General features: G+C 69.1%; 16 protein-coding genes. 11 read left to right on the top strand and 5 right to left on the bottom strand.

All coding sequences use genetic code 11. The annotated features are described in order from the left end of the window. Positions 1 to 51: 51 nt before the first annotated feature. Positions 52 to 1,488 (bottom strand): purine-cytosine permease family protein, encoded by a 1,437-nt coding sequence (locus ITJ67_RS14105; RefSeq protein WP_194678054.1) that lies wholly within the window; start codon positions 1,486 to 1,488, stop codon positions 52 to 54. Positions 1,489 to 1,800: 312 nt separating this feature from the next. On the opposite strand from ITJ67_RS14105, the gene ITJ67_RS14100 reads away from it, so the two are divergent. The 3 genes from ITJ67_RS14100 to ITJ67_RS14090 all read left to right on the top strand — a co-directional run bounded on the left by ITJ67_RS14100 (position 1,801) and on the right by ITJ67_RS14090 (position 4,331). Beyond that, positions 1,801 to 3,396, top strand: coding sequence for a GMC family oxidoreductase (locus tag ITJ67_RS14100; protein WP_228502891.1), 1,596 nt, complete (start codon positions 1,801 to 1,803; stop codon positions 3,394 to 3,396). A gap of 127 nt (positions 3,397 to 3,523) precedes the next feature. Beyond that, positions 3,524 to 4,021: an Asp23/Gls24 family envelope stress response protein gene (locus ITJ67_RS14095; protein ID WP_160075224.1), complete on the top strand. Its 498-nt coding sequence runs from the start codon at positions 3,524 to 3,526 to the stop codon at positions 4,019 to 4,021. 127 nt (positions 4,022 to 4,148) lie between these two features. Then, positions 4,149 to 4,331, top strand: coding sequence for a hypothetical protein (locus ITJ67_RS14090; protein ID WP_194678052.1), 183 nt, complete (start codon positions 4,149 to 4,151; stop codon positions 4,329 to 4,331). Positions 4,332 to 4,340: 9 nt separating this feature from the next. Here ITJ67_RS14090 and ITJ67_RS14085 read toward each other — a convergent pair whose 3' ends face one another. Further along, positions 4,341 to 7,004: an alpha-L-rhamnosidase gene (locus tag ITJ67_RS14085; RefSeq protein WP_194678051.1), complete on the bottom strand. Its 2,664-nt coding sequence runs from the start codon at positions 7,002 to 7,004 to the stop codon at positions 4,341 to 4,343. A gap of 117 nt (positions 7,005 to 7,121) precedes the next feature. Then, positions 7,122 to 7,712, bottom strand: coding sequence for a TetR/AcrR family transcriptional regulator (locus tag ITJ67_RS14080; protein WP_194678050.1), 591 nt, complete (start codon positions 7,710 to 7,712; stop codon positions 7,122 to 7,124). Positions 7,713 to 7,851: 139 nt separating this feature from the next. Between ITJ67_RS14080 and ITJ67_RS14075 the strand changes: the two genes are divergently transcribed. The 4 genes from ITJ67_RS14075 to ITJ67_RS14060 all read left to right on the top strand — a co-directional run bounded on the left by ITJ67_RS14075 (position 7,852) and on the right by ITJ67_RS14060 (position 12,745). Beyond that, a complete protein-coding gene (locus ITJ67_RS14075; RefSeq protein ID WP_194678049.1) occupies positions 7,852 to 9,201 on the top strand; it encodes an MFS transporter in 1,350 nt (449 codons plus the stop codon). A 44-nt stretch (positions 9,202 to 9,245) separates the two neighbouring features. After that, positions 9,246 to 10,487, top strand: a complete 1,242-nt coding sequence (locus tag ITJ67_RS14070; RefSeq protein WP_194678048.1) for a glycoside hydrolase family 1 protein — start codon at positions 9,246 to 9,248, stop codon at positions 10,485 to 10,487. Positions 10,488 to 10,596: 109 nt separating this feature from the next. Continuing rightward, the gene (locus ITJ67_RS14065; RefSeq protein ID WP_194678047.1) at positions 10,597 to 11,538 is read left to right on the top strand and encodes an alpha/beta hydrolase; all 942 of its coding nucleotides are present in this window, start codon (positions 10,597 to 10,599) and stop codon (positions 11,536 to 11,538) included. Between the two features lie 148 nt (positions 11,539 to 11,686). Further along, positions 11,687 to 12,745, top strand: a complete 1,059-nt coding sequence (locus ITJ67_RS14060; RefSeq protein ID WP_194678046.1) for a magnesium and cobalt transport protein CorA — start codon at positions 11,687 to 11,689, stop codon at positions 12,743 to 12,745. Between the two features lie 37 nt (positions 12,746 to 12,782). Here the strand turns inward: ITJ67_RS14060 and ITJ67_RS14055 are convergent, their stop codons facing one another. After that, positions 12,783 to 13,634 carry a Cof-type HAD-IIB family hydrolase gene (locus tag ITJ67_RS14055; RefSeq protein WP_194678045.1) on the bottom strand — a complete coding sequence of 284 codons (852 nt, stop codon included), beginning with the start codon at positions 13,632 to 13,634 and terminating at the stop codon, positions 12,783 to 12,785. Positions 13,635 to 13,638: 4 nt separating this feature from the next. After that, complete coding sequence (locus ITJ67_RS14050) at positions 13,639 to 14,286, bottom strand: isochorismatase family protein (RefSeq protein ID WP_194678044.1); 648 nt, start codon at positions 14,284 to 14,286, stop codon at positions 13,639 to 13,641. 358 nt (positions 14,287 to 14,644) lie between these two features. On the opposite strand from ITJ67_RS14050, the gene nirB reads away from it, so the two are divergent. The 4 genes from nirB to ITJ67_RS14030 are packed head-to-tail and all read left to right on the top strand — an operon-like array spanning position 14,645 to position 20,026. Then, entirely contained in the window at positions 14,645 to 17,230 is a 2,586-nt protein-coding gene (gene nirB, locus ITJ67_RS14045) for a nitrite reductase large subunit NirB (RefSeq protein ID WP_194678043.1), read from the top strand. Further along, a complete protein-coding gene (gene nirD, locus ITJ67_RS14040) occupies positions 17,227 to 17,616 on the top strand; it encodes a nitrite reductase small subunit NirD (RefSeq protein ID WP_194678042.1) in 390 nt (129 codons plus the stop codon). Before nirB ends, nirD begins: the two co-directional genes overlap by 4 nt. Continuing rightward, positions 17,613 to 18,848, top strand: coding sequence for a uroporphyrinogen-III C-methyltransferase (gene cobA / locus ITJ67_RS14035; RefSeq protein WP_194678041.1), 1,236 nt, complete (start codon positions 17,613 to 17,615; stop codon positions 18,846 to 18,848). The genes nirD and cobA overlap by 4 nt, the downstream gene beginning before the upstream one ends. Then, a complete protein-coding gene (locus ITJ67_RS14030) occupies positions 18,845 to 20,026 on the top strand; it encodes a uroporphyrinogen-III synthase (protein WP_194678040.1) in 1,182 nt (393 codons plus the stop codon). Before cobA ends, ITJ67_RS14030 begins: the two co-directional genes overlap by 4 nt. Positions 20,027 to 20,043: the final 17 nt, after the last annotated feature.

Raw genomic sequence — 20,043 nt, 5'->3', positions numbered from 1 at the left:
GCCCGGAGCGAGTGAACTCGCTCCGGGCCCGATGTCCTTCTCCGTTCGCGGCTAGCCCTTGGCGACGGCCCCGGGAACGGTGGAGTCCGCCGCGACGGATGGGCTCGCGAGGTCGCCATCGTCCCGCTTCGTCACCTTGACGAGCACCAGGTAGGCGACCGCGCTGACGACGAAGCCGACGATCCACGCGACATCCACGTTCCCGAGGGGAGCCGCGAGCGGGCCCGTGTAGAACGCGGAGATCATGAACGGTGCTTGCGCGAGAAGGCCGAGCGCATAGGTGCCGAGGCCGACGGCGTTCCAGCGACCGTAGCGTCCGCCGTCGCGCTGGAAGAGCTCATCGACGGCGTACTCGCCCTTTCGGACGATGAAGTAGTCGACGAGGTTGATGGCGGACCAGGGGATGAGCACGTAGAGCAGCAGCGCGACGAAGCCCTGGAAGACGACCATGAAGTCGGAGTCGCCGGCCATCGCGCCCAGCGTGGCGATGACGCCGCAGATGATCGTCGCCGTCACGCGGGTGCGGCTCGTGATCGTGATGCGGCTGAAGCTCGACTGCGCCGCGGTGAGCGCGCACATCACACCCGAGTACAGCTCGGCGGCGTTGATGACCGCGGCGGTCAGGCCGAAGATCAGCAGCACGACGATGCCGACGGGGCCGAGCAGCTCGGCGAGCGCGCCGAGCGGGTTCTCCGGGTTGGCCGCGCCGAGCAGCACGCCGAGGACCATGACGAACACGCTGCTCAGGACGAGCCCGAGGTAGGTCGCCCAGAAGGCCGCGGCGGGGCCCGTCTTCTTGGGGAGGTACCGGGAGTAGTCGGAGACATATGGGGCGTAGGCGAGCTGCCAGACGATGCCGATGGCGAGCATCCCGAAGAAGCCCTCCGTGGTGAAGCCGGCCTCGGCGCGTTGGGAGGTGACCGCCGGATTCATGAGCAGCCCGACCATCGCGACGATCACGGCCACCGCGATGAGGGTCGAGAGCACCTTCATGATCTTCTGCAGCAGGTCGTAGCCGACGATCGCGATGACGATGCCGACGACGGCCAGCACGGGGATGGTCAGCGAGCCGGGGAGCCAGGGGAAGACGGCGACGAGGCTGTCCTTCGCGACCACGAGGATGCTCGCGAAGAAGCCGAGGAACATGAGCAGCGCGATGGCCGCCAGGAGGCTGCCGCCCAGGTAGCCGAACTGCGCACGGGCCTGGAGCATCTGCGGGATCCCGAGGTGCGGGCCCTGGGAGGCGTGGAGGGCCGCGCCGAACGCGCCGATGAGGTTGCCCGTCAGGATGGCGACGATGCTCCAGCCGATCGAGAGACCGAATCCGCCGCTGGCGAGTGCCCCGGTGACGACGGTGAGGGGCAGCATGTTGATGCCGACCCAGATCGCGAAGAGCGACCAGACGGATCCGGTCCGCTCGTTCTCGGGAATGGGAAGGATGTGTCGGGTCTCGAATTGGACCACGGATGTTGCGGGTGTTTCGGGCATGGCGAACTCCAGGGGTCGGCGTCGTTGCCGCGTCGCAGTCCTGGCCTCAGATCTGGCGGAAGGAGTGCGGTTGCGTGCTTCGAACCTAGCCGCGCGGCGGCGCTCGGTGGATAGCGATTGGCGATCAGCCGCATCGCTTCGCGAGATGCGCCGCGGCTGGGTCCCGCGGCGTTCATCGCGCGGCTTCCGCTTGAGCATCCAGGATGGAGCCCCGACGTTTCCCATTCGTTTCAGGAATGTTGAGGCGACTTTGCATCATGGAAAGCGATGCACGTCTTCAGGCTTTCGTATTTGCGTCGCCAGGGTCGATGCTTGGATGCTGGGAGCGAGCCCGAGTCGCAGACCGGCATCGACCGAGTGGAGTCGCACGTGAACGCAGAAGTCCAGCAGCTGTTCGACTACGTCGTCGTCGGCGGCGGAACAGCGGGGAGCATCGTCGCGTCGCGCTTGAGCGAGGACCCGGGCGTCACCGTCGCGCTCATCGAGGCTGGGCCCAGCGACGTCGACGAGCCGCGAGCCGGCAGCATCCGTCGCTGGGCCGAGATGCTCGAGGGCGAGTACGACCTCGACTACCGCAGCGTGCCGCAGGCCCGCGGCAACTCGTTCATCCGTCAGGCCAGGCTGCGCATCCTCGGAGGCTGCTCGACCGCGAACACCATGATCAGCTGGCGCCCCCTGCGCGGCGACCTCGAGGAGTGGGCGGCGGCGGGAGTCGAGGGGTGGGGCTACGAGGAGGTGAGCCGGGCCTTCGACCGGATCGCTGCGCCGATGGTTCCGGTCGCGGATGCGGACCGCAATCCGTACATCCAGGATGCGGTGACCGCCGCCGCCGCGGCGCTCGAAATTCCGCAGCGACGCCGGTGGAATGCCGAGGAGTTCGTCGAGGGCGCTGGCTTCTTCGAGATCGGCTACTACCCGGAGAGCAACGACCGAGCCTCGAGCTCGCGCGCCTACCTCCACGACAACCTCGACCGGCCGAACCTGACCGTCGTGCTCAGCTCCATCGTCGAGCGAGTCATCATCGAGGGCGGCCGTGTCACGGGCGTCCTCGTGCGGCCCGAGCGCGGCGAAGCGCACCCGATCACGGCGCGGCGCGAGGTCGTCCTGAGCTGCGGCGCCATCGACACCCCGGCGCTCCTGCAGCGATCCGGAATCGGCCCAGCCGATGTCCTGCGAGCTGCCGGCGTGGAGCCCATCCTCGACCTGGCCGGGGTCGGCGAGAACCTCCAGGACCACGCGGAGGGCCTCGTCGTCTGGGAGGCGAGCGGCGAGCGCTCGGAGGTGTGCGCGACGGGCTGGGATGCCGGCTACGTCGTGCGCGTCGACCCAGAGAGCGCCGTCCCCGACATCTCGACGCACATCCCGCTCCACTCCTGGACGGTGCACGCCGAGCGGTTCGGCGCGGACATCCCGGCCAACAACGTGTCGCTCGCGCCGAACGTCGCGAAGCCGCGAAGTCGCGGACGCGTGTGGATCACGTCCCCATCGCCCGACGTGGCCCCGTCCATCGACTACGGGTACTTCACCGATGCGGACGGCCGCGACGAGGCCATGCTCGTCGAGGGGGCCAAGCTCGCTCGCCGAGTCGCGCAGCAGGAGCCGTTCGCCTCGCACCTCGTGCGGGAGGTGTTCCCCGGCCCCGACGTCGTGTCCGACGAGGAGCTCTCCGAAGTGCTCCGCGCGACGCACCAGACCGTCTACCACGTGTCCTGCACGGCACGGATGGGCGCGGCGGGGGATGCGCTCGCGGTGGTCGACTCGAGGCTGCGCGTGCACGGCATCGAGGGTCTGCGCATCGCCGACGCGTCAGTCTTCCCCACGATCCCGGCGCTGAACCCGGTCGGCACGGTCATGACGGTCGCGGAGCGAGCCGTCGACTTCATCCGCGAGCAAGCAGGGGCGCGCTGAGCTCCTCCCTGAGCGTTCGCCGAGAGGCTCGAGAACTTTGTGACGCAATGGCGGTGGCCCACGTCTCCCTTGTAACGCCCCACAGCGGTGCACCGGCACCAGGGCTCGAAACCAAGGAGAGCATCCCATGACGAACGTCACCCCCAACGCTTCCGCCACCCCCAGCACCGTGGCAACGCCGAAGACGGATGCGGCCTCGAAGAGCGTCGTGACGTCCGGCCACGCGGGCACTGAGCTCGCATCCACCCACGGCACGACGACCGTCGTAGACAGTGTCGTCGCCCGTGTCGCCGGCATCGCTGCCCGCGAAGCCCGCGGCGTCTACGACCTCGGTGGCGGTGCGGCCCGCGCGATCGGCGCCATCCGCAACGCGCTCAACGCAAGCGACCAGAGCCAGGGCGTGAGCGTCGAGGTCGGCGAGAAGCAGGTCGCCGTCGACATCACGATCGTGGCCGAGTACCCGGTCTCGCTGCAGGATGTCGCCGACGGAGTCCGCGCCGACGTCATCCGCGCCGTCGAGTCGATCGTCGGCCTCGAGGTCACCGAGGTGAACGTCACCATCAACGACGTGCACCTGCCGAGCGACGACAACCAGGAAGAGCCCGCAGAAGCGCGCGTCCAGTAGTCCGAGACACGAAGCTGGCGCGCCTCCAAGCGGGCGCCTTGCCTCGGAACCCATCACCTCAGCCGGCCTGGCCGCCGATCGGCGGCCAGGCCGCGCCAGTTAACACACCCCCGAAAGCGAGTCACCCATGTTCCTGCGAATCGTCACCTTCGTGCTCGGAATCGTCGTCAAGAAGCGCACCGCCAAGAAGAAGCGCCAGCAGCAGGCGGACGCCCGCGCCAAGCACACCGCGAAGTCCAAGAAGTCCGGCAAGGCCAAGCACGGTGCAAGCTCAAAGCGGAGCTCGAGCAGCCGCGGCCGTCGACGCTGATCCTGCCCGTCAAGCCCCCTGCACCGGATCGTGGCTGTCCAGGAAGCTCGCGGACCGCGTGGTCGCCTCGAGCTGCCGGAAGGAGCACGAGAAGGTGTGGGTGCCGGAGGTCACCGTGACGGCCGCCGACCCATCCGGAAGCAGGACCTCCGCTTCTGTCGATGGGGGGACCACCACGTGCAGTGCGAACTCCCCAGCGTCCAGCGTCCACGAGACTGACGCCAGTCCGTAGGGTGTCTCGAGCGACGCCCGTGCCCACTCCAGTCGAGCATCCGGAAGCGGAGCGATCCGAAGCCTCCGGTAGCCGGGGGCGGCCGGAGCGAGGCCCGCGACGCGGCGGTGGAGGAAATCAGCGACGGCGCCGAAGGCGTAGTGGTTGAACGACGTCATGTCGCCCGGGTTGATCGTCCCGTCCGGCAGCATCGAATCCCACCGTTCCCAGATCGTCGTCGCCCCCATGGTCACGGCGTACAGCCACGACGGGCTCTGCGTCTGGAGGAGCAGCTCCCAGGCCGTCGCGCCGTGGCCTGCATCGGCGAGCGCATCGCAGACCAGGGGCGTGCCGAGGAATCCCGATCCGATCCGATACCCGTCGGCAGCGACCTGAGCTGCGAGCAGTGCTCCGGCACGCTCGACCTGGGCGGGAAGCAGCAGTCCGAAGCAGAGCCCCAGTGCGTAGGCCGTCTGCGACGGGAACGCGGCTCGACCGCTCGGCGTCACGTACTCGGTGCGGAACCGCTCGGCCGCGCGGTCAGCCAGCAGCGAGTACCGGGCGCGTGCGTCGGTGTCGCCGAGCAGGGCGGCCGTGTCGCGCGCGATCTGCGAGGAACGGGCCAGGTAGGCGGTGGAGACGGCCTGCCAAGGGAGTCGGGCGGCCCAGGGCTGGTCGTCGGGCGCTGCCGAGTCGAGCCAGTCGCCGAACGAGAAGCCGCCGCTCGAGAAGTCGAGCTCCTCTCCGGCGCGCGCGGCGAACGCCTCGACCCACGCCGTCATGGATTCCCACTGACGGCGCAGGATGCCGAGATCTCCCGACCGCTCGTACATGGTCCACGGCACGACGGTCGCCGCGTCTCCCCAGCCTGCCTCGGCGCCGAGCGGCGGCAGCTCGGGGTCGACATCCGCCCAGGGCACGTACACGGGGACGTTGCCGTTCGCGTGCTGATCGATGGCGAGGTCTGCGAGCCAGCCGGTCAGAATGCCGGAGGTGTCGTAGAGGAAGCTGGCGGTCGGCGCGAAGACCTGCAGGTCACCGGTCCACCCCAGGCGCTCATCGCGCTGAGGGCAGTCGGTCGGTACGTCGAGGAAGTTGCCCCGCATGCCCCACACGACGTTCTCGTGCAGGCGGTCGAGCTGCGCGTCGGAGCACGCGAACGTGCCGAGTCTCCGCATGTCCGTGTGCAGGACGACGGCCTCGATCGCGGTCGGGTCGACGTCTCCGGGCCAGCCGTCCACCTCCACGTAGCGGAACCCGTGGAACGTGAACTCGGGCTCCCAGCTGAAGGCGGTTCCGTCCAGGACGACCTCGTCCGTGGCCTTGGCAGCGCGCAAGGGGCGAGTGCCGAGTTCGCCGCGCTCGAGCACCTCAGCGTGCCGGAATCGGATGCGTTCTCCGGCGACGCCGGCGGGGACCTGCACGCGAAGTCGACCCACGAGGTTCTGTCCGAAGTCGAGCAGCGTTCTCCCTGAAGGGGACAGCATGGTCTCGACGGGGGCGAGCGACTGGATGCGCCGCACTGCCGGGCCGTCCGGCGCGACGAGCGTCGAGAGATCGAGCTCACCGAGGGCGACGGGCGACCAGGAGTGGTCGTCGAAGCCGGCGCAGTCCCAGCCGGAGACGGCCAGGCGGGCGTCGAAGGTCTCACCCTGGTAGAGGTCCGCGGTGATGATCGGCGACGTGGACGAGCGCCAGCTCTCGTCTGTTCCATGGACCACGCGGGTGCCGTCGTCGAGCTCGACCTCGAGCTGGACGAGCGCGCCCGTCCGGTCGCCGTAGACCTCACGCAGGCCCGCAAAGCCAAGGTACCCGCGGTACCAGCCGTCGCCGAGCTGCACGCCGATCGCGTTCGCCCCGGTGTGGAGCATCGAGGTGACGTCCCAGCTGCGATAGCGGAGGCGCTTGGCGTAGCTCGTCCACCCGGGGTGCAGGACATCGTCGCCGACCGGCAGCCCGTTCACGCGCAGGGTCATGACTCCGTGGGCGGTTGCGCGGATCGTCGCCCGCACGATCCCGGTCGGCACCTCGACTTCGCCGCGGAGCAGCATCACCGGCCCGCCGGCCTCCGACGTCTCAGGCAGCTCGGGCTCGACCAGTCTCGCCTCCCACAGGCTCGCGTCGAGCAATCCGACTTCGAGCTCGGTGGGCTCGCTCCACTCGGACGCGACATCGTCCGCGGTTCCCCAGACCCGAACTCGGACGGAGCGGCGATCACGGCTCTCGAGCGGCGCTGTCGGCCAGTCGACGAGCACCTGCTCCGTGGATGCTCGTCGGCCGGTGGTGAACGTGCTCGCCTCGGCCTGGCTCGATGCCGGGTCGCTGATCTCCACCTCGTATGCGGCCTGCGCCCAGCCAGCTTGGGCTGCATCCGTCACCCAGGAGAGCCTGGGGGACGCCTCCCCGATGCCGAACGGCGCTCTGTGGTGCTCGATGGTGACGGGATGCACGGTGACACTCATGGTGACCTTCGCTTTCGGGGGCACCCGATATCGGGTGCGGAGGTTTCCGGGTACGGGACGCATCGCCTCGTCAGCGTCGGGAGGCGATGGTGGGGTGCGCTCGGGGTCGAGCGCTGGCTAGATCGGGGTCGTGAGGATGCTGTTGATGCGCCTGCGCATGTCCTCCGCCATGTCGACGTCGAGTCCGTTGAGCCACAGCAGTTCGAGGCCCTCGACCATGGCGATGAGCTCGGTGGCGGTGCGCTTCGGGTCGACCCCGTCGACGAGGCCGTTCGCGTCACCGACTTCCGCGATGGCTGCGGCCACTGCACCGGTGATGCGCGTGAATCGCTCGATGAAGTAGTCGTGAGCAGGGTGGTCCGGGTCGGTGGCCTCGGCCGCGAGGATCGTGTAGAGCTGGACTGCGCCGCGCTGGGTCTCCTGGGTGCGGGAGATCTCGACGAGACCGGCGAGGAAATCGCGGCCGTGCTGCTCGGCCAGGATCGTCTGGGCGCGCGCGTCTCGCTGCTCGAGGATCGCTCGGAGCAGGGCGACCTTGCCGCCCGCGAAGTGGTGCAGCACGCCGGTCTGGGTCATGCCGACGGCGCGGGCGATCTCGTTCACCGAGCTCGCCGTGTAGCCGCCTTTCGAGAAGATCGTGAACGCGGCGTCGAGGATCTGCTCGCGTCGCATCGCGCTCTTCTTGTACTCGCCTCTTGGTCCGGCCACAGCGTTACGGTACCAGCTTCCGGGCGAAAATATTGAGACCTGCATATTTTCGTGTTACGTTCCTCTCACTCTCGGCCAGAGGAACCTCGTTCACCGCAGAACCAGACGCCCCAGGCGCATCGTCAGGCAAGGAAGCCACATGACAACACCAACCACACCCCAGATCCCGACCGCCTCGGCGGCGGCATCCCTCGGCGGAGACGGCCCGGATCTCGACACCACCGTGCACGAACCGACCCCCACGGAGGCCTTCCGGGCGCAAGCCAGCCCGCGCCGCGGCTTCGTGTTCTTCGTCGTCCTCGCCATGGTCGGCGCGGGAGCGGCCCAGATGTCCGCGGCGCTGCTGACGCTCACGCTCAAGGCGACCGAGCTCAACGCTGACGCGGCTACGACGATCATCTCAATCTCCAGCGGCATCGCGGGCATCCTGACGCTCTTCGCGCTTCCGATCATCGGTTCACTCAGTGACCGGTCGCGGTCGCGGTTCGGGCGACGCCGACCGTTCCTCTTCGCGGCTGCAGCCTCCTTCACCATCGGTGGCATCCTGCTCGTCTCCGCGCTCAACACGTGGATGTTCGTCGCCGCGCACCTCTTCATCACGATCGGCTTCGTCGCCACCGGCATCGTGACGATCGCGCTGATCGCCGATCAGCTGCCGCCCAACCGCCGCGGCGTCGCCTCGGCGTTCGTGAGCCTCGGCACCCCCATGGGCGCTCTCCTCGGCACGGCGATCGCCCTCCCGTTCGGCGCCGACCTCACCCCGCTCGTTGGAATCCCAACCGCGTTTGCGGTTGCTGCTGTGCTGCTGCTCGCGTTCTTCATCCGGGACCCGCAGTTCGAGGAGCGCCGCGCGAGCCGCTCGCTGCGGGAGCTGCTCGGCATCTTCTGGGTCAACCCGATCAAGTTCCCCGACTTCGCCGCGGTCTTCACGAGCCGCATGCTTGTCTTCTCCGGCGTCGCGGCCCTCAACGGCTACCAGGCCATCTACCTGCTCATGAACATCGGGCTTGCGCCTGCCGAGCTCGGCGGCGCCATCCTCCTCACCGTCATCGTGAACACGGGAGTTTCGCTCGCCGTGGCACCGGCGATCGGGAAGCTCAGCGACAAGCTCGGCGTCCGCAAGCCGTTCATCCTCGCCGCCGCCGTCATCCTCGGTGCCGGTCTCGTGTTCGCCGCCATGGCGCCGGACTTCGGCGTCTACCTCATCGCGTGCGGCGTGGTCGCCCTCGGACAGGGCGTCTACTTCGCCGTCGAGCTCGCCCTCGCGACCCGCGTCGTGCCCGACCCGGAGAACCCAGCCAAGGATCTGGCGATCATCAAGATCGCCGACAACCTGCCCGTCTCCATCGTCTCCGCCCTCGCGCCCGCGATCCTCGCGGTCGGCGTCGGAGCCGCTGGCGGCCAGAACTTCGCCGCCCTCTTCATCCTCGGCGCGGTCTCGGCCGTGCTCGGCGGTTTCGCCATCCTCTTCGTCCGCTCGGCGCGCTGACTCGCTCCGCTGCCAGCTTCCCAGCAATCCCCGAAAGGCAACACATGACCACCTCATTCCCCGTCGACTTCCTCTGGGGCGTGGCGCAGGCCGGCCACCAGAACGAGGGCGACAACCGCCATAGCGACATCTGGTTCCTCGAGCACACGGCGCCGTCGCTCTTTCGCGAGCACAGCGGGGCGGCCTGCGACGGCTACGCGCGCTGGGAGTCCGACCTTGACCTCGTTGTCGGGCTCGGCCTGAACTCGTTCCGATTCTCCGTGGAGTGGGCGAGGGTCGAGCCCCAGCGCGGTGTCATCGACGAAGCCGCGCTCGACCACTACGAGGCGCTGGTCGACGGCTGCGTCGCCCGAGGCCTCGCACCCATCGTCACCTTGAACCACTTCGCTGCCCCGCACTGGTTCTCAGCGTCGGGGTCGTGGCTTGCCGAGGACGCCGCGTCGCTGTTCGCGGCGCACAGCGCTCGGGTCGTCACGAGGTTCGGCGACCGCATCCGCGCCGTCGTCACGCTGAACGAACCCAACCTGGAGCAGCTCCTGCAAGCCGGCGGCAAGCTGCCACCTGAGCTCGAAGTGCTCAAGCTCGACATGCTCGCGGCGGCAGCGGAAGCGGCGGGCACCGAGCGCTACTTCGCCTCGAACGTCATCCCGGTGACCGCCCAGGGAGAGTTCCAGGAGGCGTTCACCCGCGCGCACCTCGCAGCCAGGTCCGCGATCAAGGCTGTCCGCCCGGAGCTGCCGGTCGGGGTGTCGATCGCGATCAGCGACGACGTCGCCATCCCCGGCGGGGAGTCGAGCCGCGACGCGAAGCGGGCCGCGGTCTACGACCACTGGCTTCGAGTCGCGAGGGAGGACGACTTCATCGGCGTGCAGAACTACGAGCGCGACCTGCACGGTCCGGGCGGCTCCTTCGTGGGGGAGGGGCCGCGGAACGGCATGGGCACCGTCATCGAGCCGGGCTCGCTGGCTGGCGCGGCTCGATACGCGCACGAGGTGTCCCGTGTGCCCGTGCTCGTGACCGAGCACGGCATCCAGACCGATGACGACACGCAGCGTGCCGAGTTCATCCCGGCGGCGCTCGAGTCGCTCGGGGAGCTGCTCGCCGAGGGGGTCCCCGTGCTCGGCTATCAGCACTGGACGCTTATGGACAACTTCGAGTGGATCTTCGGATACGGCCCCAAGCTCGGCCTGTTCAGCGTCGACCGCGGCACCCTCGAACGCACTGCAAAGCAGAGCGCGGCGGCGTACGCCGCGGCCGTCGCCGCCGCTCGCTCGGTCCACGCCTGAGGATGCCATCGGCTGAAGGCCAGAACTCACGCCTTCGGCCGATGCGCTCGGCAATGCCGAGCGGAAGACTCATCTGGTCGGCGCGTGGTGCGCCGCAGGAGAGGCGTGCGTGAAGAAGTTCGTGAAGAGAGTGCTGCTCGGGGTTGCGGCGGTATGCACGGTGGTCGCGCTCGCCCTGGTGTCGACGACGGTCGTGCACGCGGTGGCGTCCGGGATCGAGAGTGGCCGGATCGAGCAGTACGGGCAGAAGGTGGATGTCGACGGTCGCCAGATGAACGTCCTCGTCGCGGGCGACGCCGCCGACACGATCGTGCTGCTGCCCGGCTCCGGCACGGCATCCCCGGTGCTCGACTTCCAGCCCCTGGTCGACGACCTGGCGCGGGATCACCGCGTCATCGTCGTCGAGCCGTTCGGCTATGGGCTCAGTGACGGCACGGATCGAGAGCGCACCACGGAGAACGTCGTCGCGGAGGTGCACGCGGCGCTGCAGGAGCTCGGCGTCGATCGCTACATCCTCATGGGCCACTCCATCGCCGGCATCTACGGGCTCGAGTTCGCCGAGCGCTACCCCGACGAGGTGATGGCGTTCGTGGGCATCGACACCAGCGTCCCCGGTCAGCCGGGCATGGACGAGGAGTTCCCGACGGGCCTCTTCGCAGCGGTTAGGAACCTCGGCCTCATGCGAGTCATCACCGCCATCGGGGGAGTCGGCTACGACGAGCCCGTCTACACCGATGAAGCTCGCGAGCAGATCACGCTCATCAGCAATCGGAACTCGCTCAGCCCGACCTACCTCGACGAGATGGACCACTTCGGCAGCAACTTCGGGAACGCGGTCGGCACGAGCTTCCCAGAGCAGCTGCCGCTCCTCCTCTTCGTGGAGGCCGACAACACGAACAACGGCGACTGGATGGGCCTCCACGAGCGGCAGGCAGCCGAGGTCAGTGACGGCACGGTCATTCCCGTGGATGGGGAGCACTACCTCCACCACACGCACGCCGCCGAGATCGCGCAGGACTTCCGGGAGTGGCAGCAGGCGCGTTCCCTCTGACGGGCGCCCTTGCCCGCGTATCCAGGGGCGGCTCCTTGTCGACGTGCGAGGAAGTAGTGTCAGTCGGCGGGGCAGCACCATGGTCCGCGGCTGATCGCTCAGCTGCCGTGGAAGCCCCATCGACATCCGACGCGCTAGGAGGGCAGCCATGGCCTTGATCGACAATGGGATCTACGTGAAGGGGCGTCGCTGCTTCACCCCGGTGACACTCGACGAGACGTTCGAGAAGCTGCGCGAGCACGCTGGAATGGCCTGGATTGGCCTCTTCCAGCCGAGCAACGAGGAGCTCGACGCGGTCGCCAAGGAGTTCGATCTGCATCCGCTCGCCGTCGAGGACGCACGGGTCGGGCACCAGCGGCCGAAGATCGAACGCTACGGCAGCACCCTCTTCGTCGTGCTGCGACCCGCCTGGTACGTCGATGCAACCGAGACGGTGCACTTCGGTGAGATCCACCTGTTCGTCGGCCCCGAGTTCGTCGTCACGGTCAGGCACGCGGCACGCCCTGAGCTGGGAGACGTGCGGCACCGGATGGAGCAGAGTCCCGCCCTCCTGAGCCTCGGCCCCGAGGCCGTCCTCTACTCGGTGCTCGACCAGGTCGTCGACGGATACGGTCCGGTGACCGCCGGCCTCGAGAACGACATCGACGAGATCGAGGATCAGCTCTTCGCGGGTGACGAACGCGTCACGCGCCGCATCTACGAGCTCCTCGGCGAGGTCATCAACTTCCAGCGAGCGACGAGTCCACTGCGAACCATCCTCGAAGCGCTCCTGCGGGGCGCCGAGAAGTACAACACCAGCGAGGAGCTCCGCGCCCGCTACCGAGACGTCCTCGACCATTCGCTGCGCATCGCGGAGCGCGCCGACTCCTTCCGCGTGCTGTTGGAGAACGCCCTGACCGTGCACAGCACGTTGGTCACGCAGCAGCAGAACGAGGCCATGCGGGAACTTTCGGAGGCCAGCCTCGCGCAGAGCGAGGAGACGAAGAAGCTCTCCGAGCAGAGCATCGCCCAGAACGAGGAGATCAAGAAGATCACCAGCTGGGCGGCGATCCTCTTCGCCCCGAGCCTCGTCGGCACGGTCTACGGCATGAACTTCACGAACATGCCGGAGCTCGAGGCCGAATGGGGGTACCCGCTCGCGCTCTTCGGGATGCTAGCGCTCGGCGTCGTCCTCTGGTCGGTCTTCAAATGGAAGAAGTGGCTCTAGGGCGTGTCCGACGAGGTGTCGCCGACCGCCGGTGAGCTCACCGGCCTGCGTGCGCCTCGATGAGGCCGAGACGCACGAACGCCGCGTGGAGTCCGTCCTCGTCCACAGCCCCGGTGACGAGGTCGGCGGCAGCCTTGGCCTCGGCGGTCCCGTTGCCCATCGCGACGCCAACGCCGCACGCGACCAGCATCTCGAGGTCGTTGCCGCTGTCTCCGACGGCGATCGTGTCCTCCATGCCGAGGCCGAGCACGGGGAGCAGGGCCTCGATCGCCGCCGCCTTGTGGACGCCGCGCATCGAGATCTCGCCCCCGCCGTTGCCGAGGCCCGGCATGGTGCCGCCGACGATCGCGTACGCGCTCCCGAGCCGGGCCTGCACTCGATCGAAGGAGGCCTCGTCGTCGCTGCTGAACACGACCTTGGCGGTCTGGTCGAACTTCATCGGGCCGGAGTCGACGACGTGGTGCCGCAGGCCCGAGTTCTCGATGTCCGTGTAGCCGAACCCCGTGAGCAGGCGCCGCATGCGCGAACGGTGGCCCTCGGTCGTGTGCATCCCGTGTCGCCCCTGCAGGCTGTAGTCGATGCCGAGTTCGTCCAGCTCGGCAGCGAGCGAGCGGGCGTCCGCCTCGTCCAGGTGCAGGTCCACGAGCCAGGTACCCGCGTGCTGCACGTAGGCGCCCGCGCCCGCGACCATGCCGTCGAAGCCGATCTCCTCCACTCGGGGGTCGATCTCGAGCGGGCTCCGACCGGTAGCGAGGAAGACGAGGTGGCCCCGGGACTGGGCAGCGTGGATGGCCGCCGCCGCTGAGGGCGGCACGTTGCCGAGTCCGTCCGTCAGGGTTCCGTCGATGTCGAGGAACACGGCCCGCCGAGAAGTGGTGCTGATCGTCACCTGACTATTGTCCAGCCTGATGGGCCGAACGCCCGACACCGGCCACGGCCGAGGTCGGCAGGTCGTCCTTCGGGAGTGGCCGCCCCGCCTCGACGGCCGCCATCCAGTCGCCGCTCGCCGCGACCGCCGCCAGGTTGGACTGCAGGAGCGCCATCAGGGTGGAGTGCACGGTCTTGGCCGATGCGAAGCCGGCGCTGTTCGCGAGGTTGATCGCGCCCGTCGCGTCGGAGAGCACCTCCACGTCGATGCCGAGCTCCTCAGCCGCGGCTGCAGACGCGATGATGCAGTTGTTGGTCATGTAGCCGACGAACGTCACCGTGTCGACGTCGGCCGCCCGCAGCCAGGCGAGCAGCTCGGTCTCGGCGAAGACCGAGCTGAAGCGCTTCGTGATCGCCTTCCATTCGGGCCGCCGTCGTGCCTCGACGTCGGGGTGCAGCGCGAACTCCGGCATCGTCGGGTTGAACACGGGAGCCTGATCTCCGGACGAGTGCTGGATGACGGCGATCGGAATGCCCGCCGCCTCCGCGGCGTCGATCGTCGCCGTGATGCGAGGAAGCGAATCAGCGTGGGGCGGGTGGTGGATCTCGAGGGGCCCCGAGAAGTACTGCAGCTGGACGTCGACGAGGACAAGTGCTCTGCGGGGGGAGGTCATGATCTGCGCTCCTATGGGGAATGCGGGATACGGGATGGCGCGGCAACTCGCCGCCCGCATCCATCATCTGCCCTCGCCTCCCGGGAGCCCACTGACATCGCCAGAGTGATTTCCCATTTCTCACTTCTCACACCCTCCGCGAGCGCGCGTGCCAAGGAAGTTGCCTCGGGGAAACAGCAGCACGCGCCTCGTGAAACATGCGGTTTCTACGCTCTGACCATGTCAGCGACCACCCGTCGCCGTTCATCCACGGAGGAGCCACGATGCGCGCACCCACTCGAGCACACCGAGACGAGCTGTGATGACCCCGAAACAATCGCCGCACGGTGACGAAACATCCCAGACCTACGCTCACGACATGCCCACCCCCTCGCCCCGCTCTCGCCACGTCGTGGTGATCGGCGCCGGCATGGTCGCGCACCGCTTCGTCGAGTCGCTGCGATCGCAGGACTCCGATGGGGTCTGGGCGATCACCGTCATCGGCGACGAGCCGTGGCGCCCCTACGACCGGGTGCAGCTCACGAGCACCTTCTCGGGCGTCGACCCGGCCGCGCTCGAGCTGGGCAGGCCGCTCATGTGGTCGCACCCCAACGTGACGCTCCGCGCCTCCGAGACCGTGACGAGCATCCACCCGGAGACCCGCACCCTCGTCACCTCCCTCGGCGCGACCGAGCACTACGACGAGCTCGTCATCGCCACCGGGTCCGCCGCTGCGAAGCCCCCGATCGCGGGAGTGGATGCGCCCGGCGTGCACGTGTACCGCACCATCCACGACGTGGTCGCGCTCAAGGCAGAGGTTGCGGAGTTGTCACAGCGACTCGGCCGCACCGTCCGCGGCGCGGTCGTCGGCGGGGGACTCCTCGGCCTCGAAGCCGCCGGCGCCATGGTCGCCCTCGGCGCCGAGTGCACCGTCGTCCAATCGTCCGGCCACCTCATGTCCGCCCAGCTCGACGCGGGCGGCGGCGAAGCCCTCCGTCTCCTCATCGAGCACCTCGGCGTGGATGTGCGCACCGGTTCACGAGCCAGCGCCGTCGTCCTCGACTCCGAAGGCCGCGCGGCGGGCCTCGACTTCCCGAACGGCGAACCCGAACTCGCCGACCTCGTCGTCTTCGCCGTCGGCATCAGGCCCCGCGACGAGCTCGCCCGCGACGCCGGGCTCGCGCTCGGCGCTCGCGGTGGCATCGAGGTCGACGACGCCTGCCGAGCATCCGCCGCCGACATCTTCGCGATCGGCGAGGTCGCGTCCATCGACGGTGAGTGCTTCGGGCTCGTCGCCCCCGGATACTCCATGGCCGAGGTCGTCGCGAACCGCCTCACCGGGGGAGAAGCGACCTTCCCCGGAGTCGACCTCTCGACGAAGCTCAAGCTCACGGGCGTCGACGTGGCGAGCTTCGGCGACGCCTTCGCCGAGTCGCCCGGCGCGCTCGAGGTCACCTACGCCGACCCGGTCGGCGGCGTCTACAAGAAGCTCGTCATGTCCGACGACGGGAAGGTGCTGCTCGGCGGCATGCTCGTCGGCGACGCCTCCGCCTACACCTCCCTGCGCCCGATGGTCGGGCGCGAGCTCGGCACCGACCCGGCCGCGTACCTGCTGCCGGCCGACGGCATGCCGGAGGTCGGCGGCGACCTGCCGGACGACGCCACCGTCTGCTCCTGCAACAACGTCTCTGTCGGCTCGGTGCGCGGTGCCGTCACCGACCACGCCTGCACCGACCTCGCGGGCGTCAAGGCCTGCACCAACGCGGGCACCGCGTGCGGCTCCTGCGTGCCGCTCGTGAAGAAGATCTTCTCCACGGAGCTCGCGAAGACCGGCGTCGAGGTGAGCAACGCGCTCTGCGAGCACTTCGCGATGTCCCGCGCCGGGCTCTTCGACGCCGTCCGCGTCACTGGCCTCCACACCTTCACGGGCATCATCGAGCGGCACGGCAACGGGGGCCGCGGCTGCGACATCTGCCGCCCGGTCGTCGCCTCGATCCTCGCGTCCCTCGGCAACGGGCACATCCTCAAGGGCGAGCAGGCAGCCCTGCAGGACACCAACGACCACGTCATGGCGAACATGCAGAAGGACGGCACCTATTCGGTCGTCCCACGCATCCCCGGCGGCGAGGTCACCCCGGACGGGCTCATCGCGATCGGCGCCGTCGCCAAGGAGTACGGCCTCTACACGAAGATCACCGGCGGCCAGCGCATCGACCTCTTCGGCGCCCGCATCGAGCAGCTGCCCGAGATCTGGAAGAAGCTCATCGACGCCGGGTTCGAGTCAGGGCAGGCGTACGGCAAGGCGCTGCGCAACGTGAAGTCGTGCGTCGGCTCCACCTGGTGCCGGTACGGCGTGCAGGACTCGGTGGCCATGGCCATCTTCCTCGAGCTGCGCTTCCGCGGCCTCCGCTCCCCGCACAAGCTGAAGTTCGGCGTCTCGGGATGCGCACGCGAATGCGCCGAGGCGCGCGCGAAGGACGTGGGCGTCATCGCCACGGAGAAGGGCTGGAACCTCTACGTCGGCGGCAACGGCGGCTTCACGCCACGCCACGCGGAGCTCCTCGTCGAGGACCTCGACGACGAGCAGCTCATCACCGCCATCGACCGCTTCATCGGCTACTACATCCGCACCGCCGACCGGATGCAGCGCACGGCTCGCTGGATCGAGGACCTCGACGGCGGCATCGACACCCTCCGCGCCGTTGTCCTCGAGGACAGTCTCGGCATCGCGGCGGACCTCGACGCCATGGTCGCGAACCACGTCGACAACTACAAGGACGAATGGCAGGAAGCGCTCAACGACCCCGAGGTCATGGAGCGATTCGTCTCCTTCGTGAACGCCCCCACCACGCCGGACCCCTCGCTCGGCTACGTGCGAGAGCGCGGGCAGCTCCGCCCGGCAAACGACACCGACCGCAGCGCCGGCACGGTCATCGCAGGAACGACCTTGGAGGTCCGACGATGAGCATCGCCATCGACACGCAGGCGGCCGACGCCGCGACCGCGCAGGCGCAGTGGGTCGCCGTGTGCCCACTGAGCGCCCTCCACCCGGAACGTGGGGTCGCCGCCATCCTCGACGGAACGCAGATCGCGCTCTTCCGCCTCGGCGACGAGTCGGTGTTCGCCGTGCAGCAATCCGATCCGTACTCCGGCTCGCAGGTCATGAGCCGTGGCCTCGTCGGTACTCGCGGCGGACGGCTCACCGTCGCCTCGCCCATGTTCAAGCAGGTCTTCGACCTCGCCACGGGCGAATGCCTCGACAGCGTCGGCAAAGAGGAGCGCACCCTCCTCACCTACCCCGTCCGCATCGAGCACGGCACCGTGCTCGTCGACCTCGGAGGCACACGATGAGCACGCTCATGGCACTCGACTTCACCGGCCGCGACGTCGTCATCGTCGGCGCGGGCGCCGTCTCCGCGAGACGCGCCCAGAAGTTCGTCACGGCCGGCGCATCCGTCACCATCGTTGCCCCCGAACTCGGCGGCACGCTCGGCGGGCTCGTCGCCGACGGGCTCGTCACCTGGCTCGCCGAACCCGTCCGCGCAGACCACCTCGACGGTGCCTGGTTCGTGCACACCGCCACCGGCGACAGGACCACCGACCTGCTCGTCGCCGAATGGGCCAACGAGCGACGCGTCTGGTGCGTGAACGCGAGCGACGCATCCGCCGGCAGCGCCAAGACCCCCGCCACCTCCGACGCAGGGGCCGTCGAGATCGGCGTCGTCTCGAAGCAGGGCGCCGACCCGCGCCGCAGCCGCCTCATCTGCGACCAGCTCGCCGAGAACCTGCGCGCCGGAGACATCGACCTGCGCCGCCACCGTGCAGGCACAGGTCGGGTCGTGCTCGTCGGCGGGGGACCCGGCGACGCCGACCTCATGACCCTCCGCGGCCGACGCGCCCTCGCGGAGGCCGACGTCGTCGTCACCGACCGCCTCGGGCCGCGTTCGGTGCTCGCTGAGCTGCCCGCCGACGTCGAGATCATCGACGTGGGCAAGCAGCCTGGGCACCACCCCGTGCCGCAGGACGAGATCAATCGCATCCTCGTCGAGAGGGCCAAGCATGGGCTCGTCGTCGTGCGCCTCAAAGGCGGAGACCCCTTCGTCTACGGGCGGGGTGGCGAGGAGGTGCTCGCCTGCAACGAAGCGGGCATCGACGTCGAGGTCGTCCCCGGCATCAGCAGCGCCATCTCCGTCCCGGCCGCTGCAGGCATCCCGGTCACGCACCGCGGTGTCGCCAACTCATTCCAGGTCGTGACCGGCCACCAGCGGCTCGGAGCCGAACTCCTCCGGTCGGTGAAGGGCGACACGTGCACCCTCGTGGTGCTCATGGGAGTCTCCGCCCTCGGCCGCATCTGCGACGAGCTCGTCGACGCCGGAGTGCGAGACGACATGCCCGTCGCCATCGTCGAGAACGGACACACGCCACGCCAGCGCGTCACGCGCGGCAGCCTCCGCACGATCAACGCCACAGCGCGCAGCGTCGGCGTCGTCAACCCCGCCATCATCGTCATCGGCGAAGTCGCCCAATTCGGCCTCCTGCAGGCCACTCGTTCGCTCCAGGAACAGGACGCACTGTCAGCATGAGCCTCCCACCAGCGAGCGGTGCGCGCACCCGCGCTCCCCAGGAACAGCACCTGGCAGGCGTCGTCGTCGTCGTGACGAGCGACCGCCGCTCCGGTGAGCTCGCGACCGCCCTCGAACGACGCGGGGCGATCATCCGCCACTCGCCCTCGCTCACCATGACCGCCGTCGAAGACGACGCCGACCTGCTCGACGCGACGAAGCGCGTCATCGCGAACCCTCCGGACATCGTCGTCGCCACCACCGGCGTCGGCTTCCGAGGGTGGATCGACGCAGCGGATGCGCACGGGCTCGCTGAGGACCTCGTCGCGGTGCTCTCCCACGCGCGCATCGTCGCCAGGGGGCCGAAGGCGCGCGGGGCGATCCAAGCGGCCGGGCTCAACGCCGACTGGGTGGCCGAGTCGGAGACCTCCGCCGAACTCGCCCAGTTCCTGCTCGCAGAAGGCGTCGAGGGCGCGCGCATCGCCCTGCAGCACCACGGCTCGGGAGCCGACGGACTCGATGAGGAGTTCCTCGCCGCGGGGGCCGACGTCGAGAGCCTCATCGTCTACCGGTGGGGGCCACCCGCCGACCCGGCGCTGCTCTCGCGGTGGGCCTTCAAGGCGGCGGACGGCGAGGTCGACGCGATCGTGTTCACGTCGGCGCCGGGTGTCTCCGCCTGGCTCGAGTCGTTCTCCGGCGACGCTGACGCGGACGACGCCGAGAAGACCGGCGGCGCGCTCGACCGCATCCGCCAGCGCTGCCGCGACGGGTCACTCGTGACCGTCGCCGTCGGCCCCATCACCGCCGCCCCGCTCCGCTCGGTCGGTATCGAACCCGTCGTCCCGAAGCGCGGACGGCTCGGCGCGCTCATCCGCGAGCTCATAGAGCACTACGCGCAGCGCGCGGCCGAAGGCATCGAGACCGAAGCCGGCCGCCTCTTCCTCCGCTCCAGCTGTGCCGTCATCGGCGACGACGTCATCGAGCTCTCGCCGGGTGCCCTGCGCGTCCTGCGCCTCCTCGCCGGCAACCCGGGCGGTGTCGTCACGAGGGAGCAGATCCTCGCCAGACTGCCGGGCAGTCCGACGACCACCCATGCGGCCGACGTCGCCGTCGCACGCCTCCGCGAATCCTTCGGCGACCGAGCGATCGTGCAGACCGTCGTGAAGCGCGGCTACCGACTGCGCATCCGCACGAGCTGAACCCAGCCCAAGAGAGT

It is taken from the genome of Pseudoclavibacter sp. VKM Ac-2867 (assembly GCF_015351275.1).
GTDB lineage: Bacteria > Actinomycetota > Actinomycetes > Actinomycetales > Microbacteriaceae > Pseudoclavibacter.
Note: the sequence above shows the minus strand (reverse complement) of the source record. Positions and strands in the feature narration are given on the sequence as shown.

Excerpts from the sequence above, each read along its gene's own strand:
- ITJ67_RS14060 (WP_194678046.1), top strand. The coding sequence starts at position 11,687 with ATGGCCTTGATCGACAATGGGATCTACGTGAAGGGGCGTCGCTGCTTC.
- nirB (WP_194678043.1), top strand. The coding sequence starts at position 14,645 with ATGCCCACCCCCTCGCCCCGCTCTCGCCACGTCGTGGTGATCGGCGCC.
- ITJ67_RS14085 (WP_194678051.1), bottom strand. The coding sequence starts at position 7,004 with ATGAGTGTCACCGTGCATCCCGTCACCATCGAGCACCACAGAGCGCCG.
- cobA (WP_194678041.1), top strand. The coding sequence starts at position 17,613 with ATGAGCACGCTCATGGCACTCGACTTCACCGGCCGCGACGTCGTCATC.
- ITJ67_RS14070 (WP_194678048.1), top strand. The coding sequence starts at position 9,246 with ATGACCACCTCATTCCCCGTCGACTTCCTCTGGGGCGTGGCGCAGGCC.
- ITJ67_RS14105 (WP_194678054.1), bottom strand. The coding sequence starts at position 1,488 with ATGCCCGAAACACCCGCAACATCCGTGGTCCAATTCGAGACCCGACAC.
- ITJ67_RS14050 (WP_194678044.1), bottom strand. The coding sequence starts at position 14,286 with ATGACCTCCCCCCGCAGAGCACTTGTCCTCGTCGACGTCCAGCTGCAG.
- ITJ67_RS14095 (WP_160075224.1), top strand. The coding sequence starts at position 3,524 with ATGACGAACGTCACCCCCAACGCTTCCGCCACCCCCAGCACCGTGGCA.
- nirD (WP_194678042.1), top strand. The coding sequence starts at position 17,227 with ATGAGCATCGCCATCGACACGCAGGCGGCCGACGCCGCGACCGCGCAG.
- ITJ67_RS14030 (WP_194678040.1), top strand. The coding sequence starts at position 18,845 with ATGAGCCTCCCACCAGCGAGCGGTGCGCGCACCCGCGCTCCCCAGGAA.
- ITJ67_RS14090 (WP_194678052.1), top strand. The coding sequence starts at position 4,149 with ATGTTCCTGCGAATCGTCACCTTCGTGCTCGGAATCGTCGTCAAGAAG.
- ITJ67_RS14075 (WP_194678049.1), top strand. The coding sequence starts at position 7,852 with ATGACAACACCAACCACACCCCAGATCCCGACCGCCTCGGCGGCGGCA.